The following is a 13591-nucleotide window of genomic DNA, read 5'->3' on the forward strand; positions in this document are numbered from 1 at the left end:
GCCGCCCTGGGCGCCCGTGACGGCCAGGTCCAGGCCGCCGACAGCCGCGTCGCACAGGCTGAGGCGGGCCTCTCGGCGGTGGACGCCCGCCTCTCCGACCTCGCCCCCGTCGCGCCCTCCGACGCGCGGGTGGAGGAGGTGTTCTTCCAGCAGGGGGAATGGTCGGTGGCCAACCAGCCGGTTGTCTCCCTGCTCCCTGACGACCGCATCAAGCTGCGGTTCTTTGTGCCGGAACAGAGCCTGTCGGCCTATCGCCCCGGCTCCGTCGTGCGCTTCGCCTGCGATGGCTGCGCCAAGGGGCTGACCGCCAAGATCACCTTCGTCAGCCCGCGCCCCGAGTTCACTCCGCCGATCATCTACAGCCGCGAGGCGCGCGACCGGCTGGTCTATATTGTGGAGGCCAGGCCCAGCGCCCGGCTGAACCCGGGCCAGCCGGTGGACGTCACGCCCCTGGAGCCGGTCCGGTGACGCTGGCCATCGACGTCCACGGCCTCAACAAGAGCTTCGGCGACAAGCATGTCGTCCAGGACGTCTCCCTGCAGGTGGCGGAGGGGCGCATCTGCGGTTTCCTCGGCCCCAACGGCTCGGGCAAGACCACGACCCTGCGGATGCTGTGCGGCCTGCTGACCCCCGATAGCGGTGAAGGGACCTGCCTGGGCCTGGACATCATCAGCCAGGCGGGCGCCATCAAGCGCCAGGCCGGCTACATGACCCAGAAGTTCTCGCTCTATGAGGACCTGACCCTGGAGGAGAACCTGATGTTCTCCGCCCGCGTCCACGACCTGGATCGCCGCAAGGACCGGGTGGCCAATGCGCTGGAACGCCTGGGTCTGATCGAGCGGCGCAGCCAGCTGGCCGGCACGCTGTCGGGCGGCTGGAAGCAGCGGCTGGCCCTGGCGACAGCGACCCTGCACGAACCCAGGCTGCTGCTGCTGGACGAGCCCACCGCCGGGGTCGATCCCAAGGCGCGCCGCACCTTCTGGGATGAGATCCACGCGCTGTCGGCCGAGGGGCTGACCGTGCTGGTCTCCACCCACTATATGGACGAGGCCGAGCGCTGCCATGAGATCGCTTACATCGCCTATGGCCAGCTGATCGCCCGGGGCACGGCCGACCAGGTGATCGCGGGCTCCCACCTGGTCACCTTCAACGGCGAGGGCGCCGGGATCGACCGGCTGGCCGGCGAGATCAGCCGGCGGCCCGGCGTCGAGATGGCCGCCCCCTTCGGCGCCGCCCTGCACGTCAGCGGCACCGACCGCGCCGCCGTCGAAGCCGCCATCGCCCCCTATCGCCGCGAACCCTTCCGCTGGACCGAGGTCGAGCCGACCCTGGAGGACGTCTTCATCCAGCTGATGGAAGGCGCGGAGGACAACTTCCGATGAGCGCCTTCTCCGCGACGCGGGTCTGGGCGGTGCTGATCAAGGAATTCAAGCAGCTCACCCGCGACCGCCTGACCTACGCCATGATCCTGGCCCTGCCGGTGGTGCAGCTGCTGTTGTTCGGCTACGCGATCAATTCCGAGCCCCGCCACCTGCCCACCGCCGTCCTGGTGCAGGAGGACAGCGTCTTCGCCCGCTCGATCCTTTCGGCCCTGCACAACAGCGCCTATTTCGACCTGGTGGCCCAGGCGCGCAGTCCCGCCGAACTGGACGAATTGATCCGCCGGGGCGAGGTGCAGTTCGCCATCACCATCCCCGGCGACTTCACCCGCCGCGTGGCGCGGGGCGACAAGGCCCAGATTCTGGTGGAGGCCGACGCCTCCGATCCCTCGGCCACCGGCCCCGCCCTCGCCGCCCTGGCGGCTTTGCCGACCCAAGCGCTGGTGGGCGATCTGAAGGGCGCGCTGGCTCCGCGGATCCAGGCCAGGCCCGCGTTCGAGGTGGTGGTCCACCGCCGCTACAATCCCGAAGCCGTCACCGCCTACAACATCGTGCCGGGTCTGCTGGGGGTGATCCTGTCCATGACCCTGGTGATGATGACCTCGCTCAGCGTCACCCGCGAGACCGAGCGTGGCACCATGGAGAGCCTGCTGGCCACGCCCGTCGAACCGATCGAGGTGATGATCGGCAAGCTGGCGCCCTATGTCCTGGTGGGCGTCGCCCAGACCCTCATCATCCTGACCATCGCCAAGCTGCTGTTCCAGGTGCCGATGCTGGGGGGCTGGCTCGGCCTCGGCGTCGGCGTCAGCCTGTTCATCGTGGGGTCGCTCGCCCTGGGTTTCCTGATCTCCACGGTGGCGCGATCGCAGCTGCAGGCCATGCAGATGAGTTTCTTCTACATCCTGCCGTCGATCCTGCTCTCGGGCTTCATGTTCCCCTTCCGGGGCATGCCGGGCTGGGCCCAGGCCCTGGGGGAGATCATCCCCGTCACCCACTTCCTGCGGGTGGTGCGCGGGGCGTTGCTGAAGGGCCAGGGGCTGGAGGACATGTGGCGCGAGCTGCTGGCCCTGCTGGCCTTCGTCTGCGTGGTCACGGCGCTGGCCATGGCGCGGTACCGGCGGACGCTGGACTGAAAGTCGTGAGAATTACGACGAATTAACGCCCCCTCGCGCCCCGCCCGGCGTAACAGCGCTCAAGCCTGTTACACACGCCCCGGGGGGAATCCATCATGCAAAACCGTCGCGAACTCTTCTCGACCGTGGCCGCCTTCGGGCTGGCCGCCGCCCTGCCGCGCATGGCGCGGGCCGCCACCGCCCCGGCCCCCACCGGCGAGGCTGCCAGGATGTACGCCTGGTTCGACAAGTCCATGGCCGAGAGCTTCCGCCGCTCGCCAGAGCTGCCGACCTATCTGGGCGTCGACAAGGGCGAGCTGGCCTGGACCAAGTCCTACCTGTCGGACTACTCCCGCGCCGCCCTGGCCGAGAACAAGGCCAACACCGCCCGGGACCTGAAGGACCTGCGCGCCATCGACCGCAAGCAGCTCACCGGCATGGACGCGGTGAACTACGACACGGTGCTCTTCACCCTGGAGGTCCAGGACGAGGGCAACCGCAAGTTCACCTATGGCGGCCAGGGCGCCGGCGCGCCCTATGTGATCTCCCAACTCACCGGCGCCTATCAGCAGGTCCCCGACTTCCTCGACAACCAGCACGTCATCGAGACCAAGGACGACGCCGACGCCTATCTGGCGCGGATGGAGGCCTTCGGCCGGCTGCTGGACCAGGAGGTGGAGGTGGCCCGCCACGACGAGGGCCTCGGCGTCTTCGCCCCCGACTTCGCCCTCGACAAGGCGCTCACCCAGCTCAACGCCTTCCTGGCCAGCGCGCCGGACAAGGCTCCGATCGTCGAGAGCCTGGTGCGCCGCACCGGGCAGAAGAAGATCGAGGGCGCCTGGGCGACCCAGGCGCAGGGTCTCTACGCCGAGAAGGTCCGCCCCGCCCTGGCCCGCCAGGCCGAACTGGTGACCGCCCTGCGCGCCAAGGCCACCCACGACGCTGGCTGCTGGCGCCTGCCGGACGGCGAGGCCTACTACGCCACCTCCCTGAAGCAGTACACGACCGCCGCCATCTCGCCCGAGGAGGTCCACAGGACCGGCCTGGACCTGGTCGCCAGCCTGGGCGCCGAGGTCGACGTCCTGATGCGGAAGGCCGGCTACGCCAAGGGCAGCGTCGGCGCGCGCTTCCGCGCCATGGCCGAGGATCCCAAGCAGCTCTATCCCAACACCGACGCCGGCAAGGAGGACCTGCTGGCCCACCTGAACGAGCAGGTGAAGGTGATCTCCAGGAAACTGCCCCAGTGGTTCGGCCAGCTGCCCAAGGCCCCCCTGGAGATCAAGCGCGTCCCCGCCGCCATCGAGGCCGGCGCGCCCGGCGGCTACTACAATCAGCCCTCCCTCGACGGCTCGCGGCCCGGGATCTACTGGATCAACCTGCGCGACACCGCCGAGGTGCCAAGCTGGACCCTACCGACCCTGACCTATCACGAGGGGATTCCCGGCCACCACCTGCAGCTGGCCCTGAACAACGAGGCCGGCGACCTGCCGCTGATCCGCAAGGTGATCGGCTTCTCCGGCTACAGCGAGGGTTGGGCCCTCTATGCCGAGCAGTTGGCCGTAGAGATGGGGATGTACGCCAACGATCCGCTTGGCCACATCGGCATGATCCACGACGCCATGTTCCGCGCCGTGCGCCTGGTGGTGGACAGCGGCATGCATTCCAAGCGCTGGAGCCGCGAGCAGGCCCTGAAGTACTTCGTCGACAACATCGGCGACAACGAGGCCGCCGCCATCACCGAGATCGAGCGCTACTGCGTCTGGCCGGGCCAGGCCTCCAGCTACATGGTGGGCAAGATCACCTGGCTGCGCGCCCGCGAGCGGGCCCGCAAGGCGCTCGGCCGCCGGTTCGACATCCGCAAGTTCCACGACGCGGGCCTGCTGGCCGGCGGCACGCCGCTGACGGTGCTCGACCGGGTGATCGACAACTACATCGCCGACGCCAGACGTTAGGGGGCTTCGCACGCACGGTGCGGCAAGGTCGCCCTTGCCGCACCGTGATTCCCACCCCAACTTGAGATCATGAGTCACCGCCCGACCGGCGCGCCGCCGCCCCGCCTCGTGGCGGTGCTGGGGCCGACAAACACCGGCAAGACCCACCTCGCCGTCGAGCGGATGCTGGGGCACGCCTCGGGCATGATCGGCCTGCCGCTGCGGCTGCTGGCCCGGGAGATCTACGACCGCATCGTCAAGGCGCGCGGCGCGCGCTCGGTGGCCCTGATCACCGGCGAGGAGAAGATCGTCCCGCCGCGGGCCGTCTATTTCGTCTGCACCGTCGAGGCCATGCCGCTGAGCCGCGAGGTGGAGTTCCTGGCGGTGGACGAAATCCAGCTCTGCGCCGACCCCGAACGCGGCCACGTCTTCACCCACCGCCTGTTGCATGCGCGGGGAACCTACGAGACCATGCTGATGGGGGCGGGCACCATGGCGCCCCTGATCCGCCGGTTGCTGCCCAACGCCGAGATTGTCACCCGCGAGCGGTTCTCCAGCCTGACCTATGCGGGGCCCAAGAAGCTGACCCGCCTGCCGCGCAGGTCCGCCGTCGTGGCCTTCTCCGCCGACCAGGTCTACGCCATCGCCGAGTTGATCCGCCGGCAGCGGGGCGGCGCCGCCGTGGTGATGGGCTCGCTCAGCCCCCGCACCCGCAACGCCCAGGTGGCGCTCTATCAGTCGGGCGAGGTGGACTTCCTGGTGGCCACCGACGCCATCGGCATGGGCCTGAACATGGACGTCGACCATGTGGCCTTCGCCGGCCTGCGCAAGTTCGACGGCAAGCGCACCCGGTTCCTGCATCCGCAGGAGGTGGGCCAGATCGCCGGGCGGGCCGGACGGTTCCGCACCGACGGAACCTTCGGGGTCACCGGCGAATGCGAGGACATGGACGCCGACCTCGTCGAGGCGGTCCAGGAGCACCAGTTCCAGCCGGTGGCCGCCGCCGAGTGGCGCAACGCCAAGCTCGACTTCTCGTCGCTGCCCAACCTGATGAAGTCCCTGGCGGCCCCGCCGACCTTCGACGTGCTGAAGGCCTCGGCCGAGAGCCTGGACGAGGTGACCCTGCGCCAGCTGGCGGGGGATCCCGACATCGCCGACCGGGCCCGCGACAAGCCCTCGCTGATGCGGCTGTGGGACGTCTGCCAGACGCCGGACTTCCGGAAGGTCAGCCACGAGGAGCACCTGCGGCTGACCCGGGATTTCTTCGAGTATCTCACCAGCCGCAATCGGCGGATTCCCGAGGACTGGATCGCCGGCCAGTACCGCCACCTGGACCGCACCGACGGCGAGATCGACACCCTGTCGGCCCGCCTGGCCAGCGTGCGGACCCTGGCCTATGTCGCCAACCGCCCCGACTGGCTGGCGGACGCCCAGGCCTGGCAGGCCAAGACGCGGGTGCTGGAGGACAAGCTCTCCGACACCCTGCACGAGAAGCTGATGGCCCGCTTCGTGGACCGGCGGACCAGCGCCCTGATGCGCGGTCTGCGGGTGCGGGAGGACATGCTGGCGGGCGTCGCCGAGGATGGCACGGTCACCGTCGAGGGGCACTATGTCGGCAAGCTGCGGGGCGTGACCTTCGAGGCCGAGCACGGCGCCTCGATCCTGGAGGAGAAGGCCCTTCGCGCGGCGGCGACCCTGGCCGTGGGCCCCGAGATCGCCAAGCGGCTGGGCCAGCTCGCCGCCGAGCCCGACAACGGGTTTTCCCTGACACCCGACGGCATGGTGCTGTGGCGCGGTCAGGCGGCAGGCGCCATCTCCGGCGGCTCGCCCTTCGCGCCCCGGGTGCGTCTGCTCGGGGAGCTGGGCAATCCCTCGGCGCGCGAACGGGCCACGCGGCGGCTGGAGGCCTTCCTCGCGGCCGAGGCCGTCCGTCGCCTGGGGCCCTTGCGCAAGCTCGAGATCGCGATGGCGGAGGGCAAGATCAAGGGCCTGGCCCGTGGCCTCGCCTACCGCCTGATCGAGGCCGGTGGGGTGCTGGACCGCCTGCAGGTCCACGCCGAAACCAAGGCCCTGAGCCAGGTGGAGCGGCGCATGCTCAGGGGCTTCGGGGTGCGCCTGGGCCACTTCACCCTCTATCTGCCCGCGATGCTCGCCCCCAGCGCCCTGAGCTTCGTCCAGGGCTTCGCCGACCGGGCCTGGCGCCCGCCCGCCCACATCATCAGCCGCCTGCCGGATCCGCCGCCGCGCGCCACGGCGCTCGCCGCCTTCGGCCTGCGGGCCGTGGGCCGCCTGGCCGTGCCGGTGGAGATGCTGGAGCGAATGGACGACCTGATGCGGGCTGGAAAACCCGGCCAGCTCACCGACGCCGACCGCGAGGTGCTGGGCTGGAGCGAACCGGAGACGCGGGACATCCTTCGGGCCCTCGGCTTTGCGCCCACGACGAAGCCAAAACCCGGCGAGGCCATGGTCTGGCGCCGCCGGGGTGAGAAGCCCGTCGATAGGCCCGCCACGCCCTCGCCCCACTCGCCCTTCTCGGCGCTCGCGGCCCTGAAGGACAAGCCCGCGCCTGCGCGCCGTCCGCGCCGCCGCCGCAAGGCCAAGGCCGCGCCCCCATGAGCGAGACGGGTTGCCGCGCCGATGTCTGGCTGTGGCGGGCGCGGTTCTTCAAGACCCGCTCCCTGGCCGCCAAGTTCCTGGACGAGGGCAAGGTTCGCCTGACCCGCGCCGGCGCGGAGACCCGCATCGACAAGTGCGCGCGGGCGCTGAAGGTCGGCGACCAGCTGGTGTTCGCGGTCGGGGGCAAGCTGATCGCCGTGGCGGTTGAGGGGCTGGGGGACCGCCGGGGGCCGCCCGCTGAGGCGCGGGGGCTTTATTCGACGCTGGGGTGAGACTTTCCTCCCCCGTTTACGGGGGAGGAAAACGAACGCCGCGCCAAGTCGCGCGCCCCCACCAGCAGCACGGGGGTCCAGCTCAGGACCAGGGCGTAGGTCATCAGGGCGGCGCGGCTGTTGTCGATGGCGGCGAAGGCCGTGCCCACCATGGGCAGGAGCAGCAGCATGGCCAGGATCGGCCGACGGGTCTCGGGCGCCATGCAGATCCGCGCCAGCAGGAAGGCGTGCAGCGCCAGGGCCGCGAACTTCACCCAGGCGCCGTCGCTGGCGCGCAGCAGCAGATGCGCCGAGCCCTCCAGGTCGCGGGTGATCTGGAGCAGGGTGAAGGTTTCAACATAGTCCGCGGCCAGGGCCAGCAGGGCGACGCCGATGGCAGGCAGCACCAGGGGCTTGCGCAGGCCGCCGCCCAGGAACATCGCCGCGCAGACGGCGAAGGCGGTGTAGGCCGGGATATAGGCCTTCACGTCGAGGTGGTTCACCGCGTCCATGGCCGAGACGATGGGGACGCGGCAGGCCTCGGGCGTGAACACTTTCAGCGATTGCTCGAGGGTGCGGGCCAGCTCGAAGTCCACCACCTTGCCCGGCGCCCAGCACGCGCCCGCCGCGGCGACGTCCGGCAGCATCTGGAAGGCTGCGGTGATCGCCACGGTGGCGAGGCCGGTCAGTACGGTGAGGCCCGCCCAGATGCGGTGGCTGTTCATGGCTTCCCCCAAAATCGTCGAACGCCTGGACCTATCCTGCTTCCGCCAAGCAGGTGGGGGAAGCTGATACCCTCTTCGATCTCTCCTCGTCTTGCCCTAGCCTCAGCCTCCGGCCCCGGAGGAAACCCATGCCCAAGATCACAGCCCCGCTTCTGGGGGCCTTGCTGAGCTGCTCCAGCCTGACCGCGCTCGCCGCCCCCGCCCAGGAGAGCCGCGCCGTCGCGGGCCTGGCGGCGCCGGCGGAGATCCGGGTCGACACCTGGGGCATCGCGCACATCTATGCCGGCAGCGTCCGCGACGCCTTCTTCCTGCAGGGCTACAACGTCGCCCGCGACCGGCTGTGGCAGATCGACCTGTGGCGCAAGCGGGGGTTGGGCCTGCTGTCCAAGGACTTCGGCCCCACCTATGTGGCCCAGGACCGCGCGGCCCGCCTGTTCCTCTATCGCGGCGACATGGCCAAGGAATGGGCGGCCTATGGGCCCGGCGCGGAGGCCAACACCACCGCCTGGGTGGCGGGCGTCAACGCCTTCGTGGGCGAGATCGCGGCGGGCAAGCGGCCCCTTCCGCTGGAGTTCAAGATCGCCGGCTCCGCCCCTGACCGCTGGAGCCCGGAGGACGTGGTGCGCATCCGCAGCCACGGCCTGACCCGCAACGTTCCCAACGAGGTCGGCCGCGCCCAGATCGCCTGCAAGGCGGGCCTGCCGGCCGCCCGTCTCTATCGCTTCATCGAACCCAAATGGACCACCAAGGTCCCGGAAGGTCTCGATCCCTGCGCCATCCCCGCCGATGTGCTCGCCGACTATCAGCTGGCCGGCTCGGGGGTGAAGTTCAGCGGGCCGCCGGAGCAGCTCGCCGCCCTGGAAATTCCGCCCGAGGCCATCGGGTCGAACAACTGGACGGTCTCCGGATCGCGCACGGCGACGGGCCGGCCGATCCTGGCCAACGACCCGCACCGGGAGCATGGCGCCCCGGGCCTGCGCTACATCGTCCACATGAACGCGCCGGGTTTCTCGGTGATCGGGGCCGGTGAGCCGGCGCTGCCCGGCGTCTCCATCGGCCACAATGGCAAGATCGCCTTTGGCCTGACCATCTTCCCCGTCGATCAGGAAGACCTCTATGTCTACGAGACGCAGGGCGACCGCTATCGCTACGGCGACGGCTGGGAGGCCATGAGCGTGGTGCAGGACGCCATCCCGGTGAAGGGCGAGGCCGCGCCGCGTTCCGTGGAGCTGCGCTTCACCCGCCACGGGCCTGTGCTGAAGAGCACCGAGGGCAAGGCCTTCGCCATCCGCACGGTCTGGAGCCAGCCCGGGACCTCGGCCTATTTCGGCTCCACCGGCTACATGCAGGCCCAGGACTGGACCAGCTTCAAGGCGGCCCTGGCCGGCTGGGGCGCGCCGAGCGAGAACCAGGCCTATGCCGACACCTCGGGCCACATCGGCTGGGTGGCCGCCGGCATGGTGCCGGCGCGGCCCAACTGGGACGGTCTGCTGCCGGTGCCGGGCGACGGGCGCTATGAGTGGAAGGGGTTCCTCAAGCCCGAGGAGCTGCCCAGTCAGGCCGATCCGAAGCAGGGCTGGTTCGCCTCGGCCAACCAGATGAACCTGCCGGCCGACTATCCCGTGGCCGAACGCAAGGTGGGGTTCGAATGGTCCAACGCCGCGCGATTCCTGCGGGTGAACGAGGTGCTGGCCGCCAAGAGCAAGCTGACCGTGGCCGACGCCATGGCCCTGCAGACCGATCCCTATGACATCACCGCGCGGCGGCTGATCGCCGTGCTGGCGCCGCTGAAGACCGATGACCCGAAACTGGCCGCCGCCCTGGCCCTGCTGCGCGGCTGGGATCACCGCACCTCGGAGGGCAGCGCCGGGGCGGCGCTGTTCGAGGTCTGGACCGGCAAGCACCTGGGCCGGACCGTGGTCGCCGCCGCGACGCCCGCGTCCGTGCACGGCGTCATCGGCAATGGCGACCTGGCCGCCGTCATGCACCTGCTGGAACACCCCGACGCCACCTTGCCCGCCGACGCCCGCGACGGGGTGCTGAAGACCAGCCTGATCGCCGCCTTTGACGAGGTCGCCGCGCGCCTCGGGCCTGACCCTACGACCTGGGCCTGGGGCCGGCTGCATCATGCGCGACTTGAACACGCCCTGACCCGGCTGGCCGACGCCGCCACTAGGCCCCTGCTGGCGGCGGGACCGACGCCGATGGGCGGAACCAGCCTGTCGCCGATGGCGGCCAGCTGGCGGCCGGATGACTTCCGGGTGGTGGCCGGCGCCTCGTTCCGCATGGTCCTGGACGTCGGCGCCTGGGACAACAGCATGGCCATCAATACGCCTGGCCAGTCGGGAAACCCCGAGAGCCCGCACTACCGCGACCTGTTTCCGAAATGGGTGAAGGGCGAGTACGTGCCGCTGGCCTATTCGCGCAAGGCGGTGGAGGCCGCGACGGAAACCGTCATCACCCTGACGCCAAGCTCTAACTTTTAGAGGGAAGCCTTTTTGATCGTTTCGGATGTTCCCTCTGAAACGAAGAGGCTTCGAGGTCTATCGGCGGCCTCAGATATCCTGCGGGCGGGCGGCATTGACAATTGGGGGTCTGACCGGGAAAACCCGCGCTCTAGATCCGCCGGAGTTCCAAGTGACCTACATCGTCACCGACGCCTGTATCAAATGTAAGTTCATGGACTGCGTGGAGGTGTGTCCCGTGGACTGCTTCTACGAGGGTGAGAACTTCCTGGCGATCAATCCGGACGAATGCATCGACTGCGGCGTCTGCGAACCTGAGTGCCCGGTGGACGCCATCAAGCCCGACACCGAGGATACGCCCGACTCCAAGTGGCTGAAGATCAACACTGACTACTCCAAGATCTGGCCCAACATCACGGTGAAGGGCGAGCCGCCGGCCGACGCCGAGGCGTTCGAGCGCGAGACCGGCAAGTTCGAGAAGTATTTCAGCGAAAAGCCCGGCAGCGGCTCCTGACCGACCCAGCGTCCACGGGGCGCAAGCCTTTCTTTGAGCTGAATTTTATGCTAGGGTGACAATGACGTGGCGAGAAGCGTTTCGCGCCCGCCATGTCGTTTCTGCAGAAGAGCCGTCCCCGGCCGCATACGCCTTGAACAGGCGAAGGGTGTCCTAGAGGTCTATTCCGTTCTCAAGAATGTTGGTCGCCGCAGATTTTGCGGACGGACACCTTTCGCCTTGGGCTCTCGGAAAACCTGGATGCGTCGATGGGATCGGACGAGGTCGAAGGGACTTAGCTGATGAGCAAGACTGGTCTGGATTTCGGGATTGGAGATCACGTCGTCTATCCGGCCCACGGGGTGGGTCAGGTACAGGGGATCGAAACTCAGGAAGTGGCCGGCTACTCGCTCGAAGTCTATGTGATCACCTTCGACCACGAGAAGATGACCCTGCGCGTTCCCACCGCCAAGGCCCGCACCGCCGGCCTGCGCTCGCTGGCCGAGGGCAATGTGGTCAGCCAGGCGCTCACCACCCTGAAGGGTCGTGCGCGGGTGAAGCGCACCATGTGGTCGCGTCGCGCCCAGGAATACGAAGCCAAGATCAATTCCGGCGACCTGATCTCCATCGCCGAGGTCGTCCGCGACCTGCACCGCGCCGAGAACCAGCCCGAGCAGTCCTATTCCGAACGCCAGCTCTATGAGTCGGCGCTGGACCGCATGGCCCGCGAAGTCGCCGCCATCGAACAGATCGACCGCGACGCCGCCATCGGCATCCTCAACAAGAACCTGATCAAGGCCGTCGCCGCCTAAGGCGCCGATCTCCGCTGATCTACGAGACGCCCGGCCTGCGAAGGCCGGGCGTTTTCGTTTGGGCTACCCGTCCATGCCTCCGTGCGCGGTGAGCAGAATGGGGCCATGGCCCCTCTCCCCTGGCCCGGTTTTCGGGCATCCTCCCGGCCCGACGTCGGGCCGGCAAGGAGTGAGCATGGCGGAGCGCGCGCCCATCAGTTTCAGCGACCTGCTTGCCCGGCCGCGCGACGCGGCTGACGCCCGGATCGCCTACGGTCCGCTGGATCTGCAGTTCGGAGAGCTGTGGCTGCCCACGGGCCCCGGCCCCCATCCGCTGGTGGTGATGATCCACGGCGGCTGCTGGCTGGCCGACCTGCCGGGGCTGGAGCTGATGGACCAGGCCTGCGCGGATCTGAAGGCCAGCGGCGTCGCGGTCTGGAACCTGGAATACCGCCGCATCGGCCACGAGGGCGGCGGCTATCCTGGCACCTTCCAGGATGTGGCCACCGGCGTGAACCACGTGCGGGGACTGGCCAGGACCTACCCACTGGACCTGAAGCGGGTGGTCGTCGCAGGCCACTCGGCCGGCGGACACCTGGCGCTCTGGAGCAGCGTTCGAGGTCCCCTGCGAGGCCCCGATCCCTTCATTCCCAAGGGCGCGGTCAGCCTGGCCGGGATCATCGACCTGGCGGCCTATCACGCCACCGGGCCGGACGCCTGCGGCGGCCCCGGAACCATCGAGGCGCTGGTTGGGGCCGAGAGCCGCGAGAGCCAGGACGTCTATGCCGACACCTCCCCCCTGGCCCTGCTGCCGCTCGCCCTGCCCTATGTGGTGATCTCGGGCGCGCTGGATCCCATCGTTCCCTCGCGCTTCGGCGCGGCCTTCGGGGCCGCCGCCAAGGCCAAGGGTGACGCGATGAGCGTGCTGGACCTGGAGGGCGCGGGGCACTTCGAGCTGATCGACCCCACGGCCCCGGCCTGGGTCGTCATCAAGGCCGACATCAAATCCCGGCTGGCTTGACGTTGGGTCCCGCTTGACGCGGCAAGCCCGCGCCGAAAAGGTCGCGCCAACGACCAAAGGGAGCGCCTCGCCATGAAACTCTACGATTCGATCGGCCCCAATCCGCACGTGGTGCGCATCTTCATCGCCGAGAAGGGCATGACGATCCCCGCCCAGAAGGTGGACCTGATGGCGGGCGAGAACCGCAAGCCACCCTATACCGAGACCGTCAATGTCGCCGGCCAACTTCCCGCGCTGGAACTCGATAACGGCCACAAGGTCTGCGAAATCCTGCCGATCTGCGAGTATCTGGAAGAGGTCCAGCCCTCCCCGCCCCTGATCGGCTCCAATGCCGAGGAGCGGGCCGAGACCCGCATGTGGACCCGGCGCATCGACCTCAACATCTGCGAGCCGATGGCCAATGGCTTCCGGGCCGCCGAAGGGCGCCCGCTGTTCGAGAGCCGCATGAAACTGGTGGGCCCCGAGGGCGCGGCCGACCTGAAGGCCATCGCCAAGGACCGTCTGCTCTGGCTCGACGGCCAGATGACCGGCGATTTCGTCTGTGGCGGCCGCTTCACCCTGGCCGACATCCTGCTGTTCGGCTTCCTGAAATTCGGTGCGACGGTGGGCCAGCCGGTCCCTGATGAGGCCAAGTGGCTCAAGGGCTGGATGGAGCGGGTCGGGGCCCGGCCCAGCGCGGCCGCCTAGAGCCTGATCCGTTGAGGTGGAATCGCTTCGCGATTCTGCCGACGCGGTGGATCAGGCTCCAGATATAAGCGAGAGCATGATTCACGCCTGAGCCGGGACCGCTGCGCGGTTCCGTCTCAA

General features: G+C 69.0%; 12 protein-coding genes. 11 read left to right on the plus strand and 1 reads right to left on the minus strand.

Features of this window, described 5'->3' with window-relative positions:
* From OCL97_RS21870 to OCL97_RS21895, 6 genes are all read left to right on the plus strand, one after another.
* A partial coding sequence (locus OCL97_RS21870) for an HlyD family secretion protein (RefSeq protein ID WP_377371813.1) occupies positions 1-468 on the plus strand: 468 nt, incomplete at its 5' end.
* Complete coding sequence (locus OCL97_RS21875; RefSeq protein ID WP_377371814.1) at positions 465-1382, plus strand: ABC transporter ATP-binding protein; 918 nt, start codon at positions 465-467, stop codon at positions 1380-1382. The genes OCL97_RS21870 and OCL97_RS21875, both read left to right, overlap by 4 nt.
* Positions 1379-2512 (plus strand): ABC transporter permease, encoded by a 1134-nt coding sequence (locus OCL97_RS21880; protein ID WP_377371815.1) that lies wholly within the window; start codon positions 1379-1381, stop codon positions 2510-2512. The genes OCL97_RS21875 and OCL97_RS21880 overlap by 4 nt, the downstream gene beginning before the upstream one ends.
* A gap of 95 nt (positions 2513-2607) precedes the next feature.
* Complete coding sequence (locus OCL97_RS21885; protein ID WP_377371816.1) at positions 2608-4443, plus strand: DUF885 domain-containing protein; 1836 nt, start codon at positions 2608-2610, stop codon at positions 4441-4443.
* 69 nt (positions 4444-4512) lie between these two features.
* Positions 4513-7038 (plus strand): helicase-related protein, encoded by a 2526-nt coding sequence (locus OCL97_RS21890; protein WP_377371817.1) that lies wholly within the window; start codon positions 4513-4515, stop codon positions 7036-7038.
* The gene (locus OCL97_RS21895; protein ID WP_304776316.1) at positions 7035-7310 is read left to right on the plus strand and encodes an RNA-binding S4 domain-containing protein; all 276 of its coding nucleotides are present in this window, start codon (positions 7035-7037) and stop codon (positions 7308-7310) included. Before OCL97_RS21890 ends, OCL97_RS21895 begins: the two co-directional genes overlap by 4 nt.
* Here the strand turns inward: OCL97_RS21895 and OCL97_RS21900 are convergent.
* Positions 7292-8014: a hypothetical protein gene (locus tag OCL97_RS21900; protein WP_377371818.1), complete on the minus strand. Its 723-nt coding sequence runs from the start codon at positions 8012-8014 to the stop codon at positions 7292-7294. The genes OCL97_RS21895 and OCL97_RS21900 overlap by 19 nt on opposite strands.
* A gap of 128 nt (positions 8015-8142) precedes the next feature.
* On the opposite strand from OCL97_RS21900, the gene OCL97_RS21905 reads away from it, so the two are divergent.
* From OCL97_RS21905 to OCL97_RS21925, 5 genes are all read left to right on the plus strand, one after another.
* Complete coding sequence (locus tag OCL97_RS21905) at positions 8143-10500, plus strand: penicillin acylase family protein (protein ID WP_377371819.1); 2358 nt, start codon at positions 8143-8145, stop codon at positions 10498-10500.
* Positions 10501-10651: 151 nt separating this feature from the next.
* The gene (gene fdxA / locus OCL97_RS21910; RefSeq protein WP_377371820.1) at positions 10652-10993 is read left to right on the plus strand and encodes a ferredoxin FdxA; all 342 of its coding nucleotides are present in this window, start codon (positions 10652-10654) and stop codon (positions 10991-10993) included.
* Positions 10994-11274: 281 nt separating this feature from the next.
* Positions 11275-11784, plus strand: coding sequence for a CarD family transcriptional regulator (locus OCL97_RS21915; protein WP_377371821.1), 510 nt, complete (start codon positions 11275-11277; stop codon positions 11782-11784).
* A 175-nt stretch (positions 11785-11959) separates the two neighbouring features.
* Positions 11960-12784 (plus strand): alpha/beta hydrolase, encoded by an 825-nt coding sequence (locus tag OCL97_RS21920; RefSeq protein ID WP_377371822.1) that lies wholly within the window; start codon positions 11960-11962, stop codon positions 12782-12784.
* A gap of 72 nt (positions 12785-12856) precedes the next feature.
* On the plus strand, positions 12857-13471 hold the full coding sequence (locus tag OCL97_RS21925) for a glutathione S-transferase family protein (RefSeq protein ID WP_304776303.1): 615 nt from the start codon (positions 12857-12859) through the stop codon (positions 13469-13471).
* Positions 13472-13591: the final 120 nt, after the last annotated feature.

It is taken from the genome of Phenylobacterium ferrooxidans, from assembly GCF_042714595.1.
In the GTDB taxonomy this organism is placed as follows: Bacteria; Pseudomonadota; Alphaproteobacteria; order Caulobacterales; family Caulobacteraceae; genus Phenylobacterium; species Phenylobacterium ferrooxidans.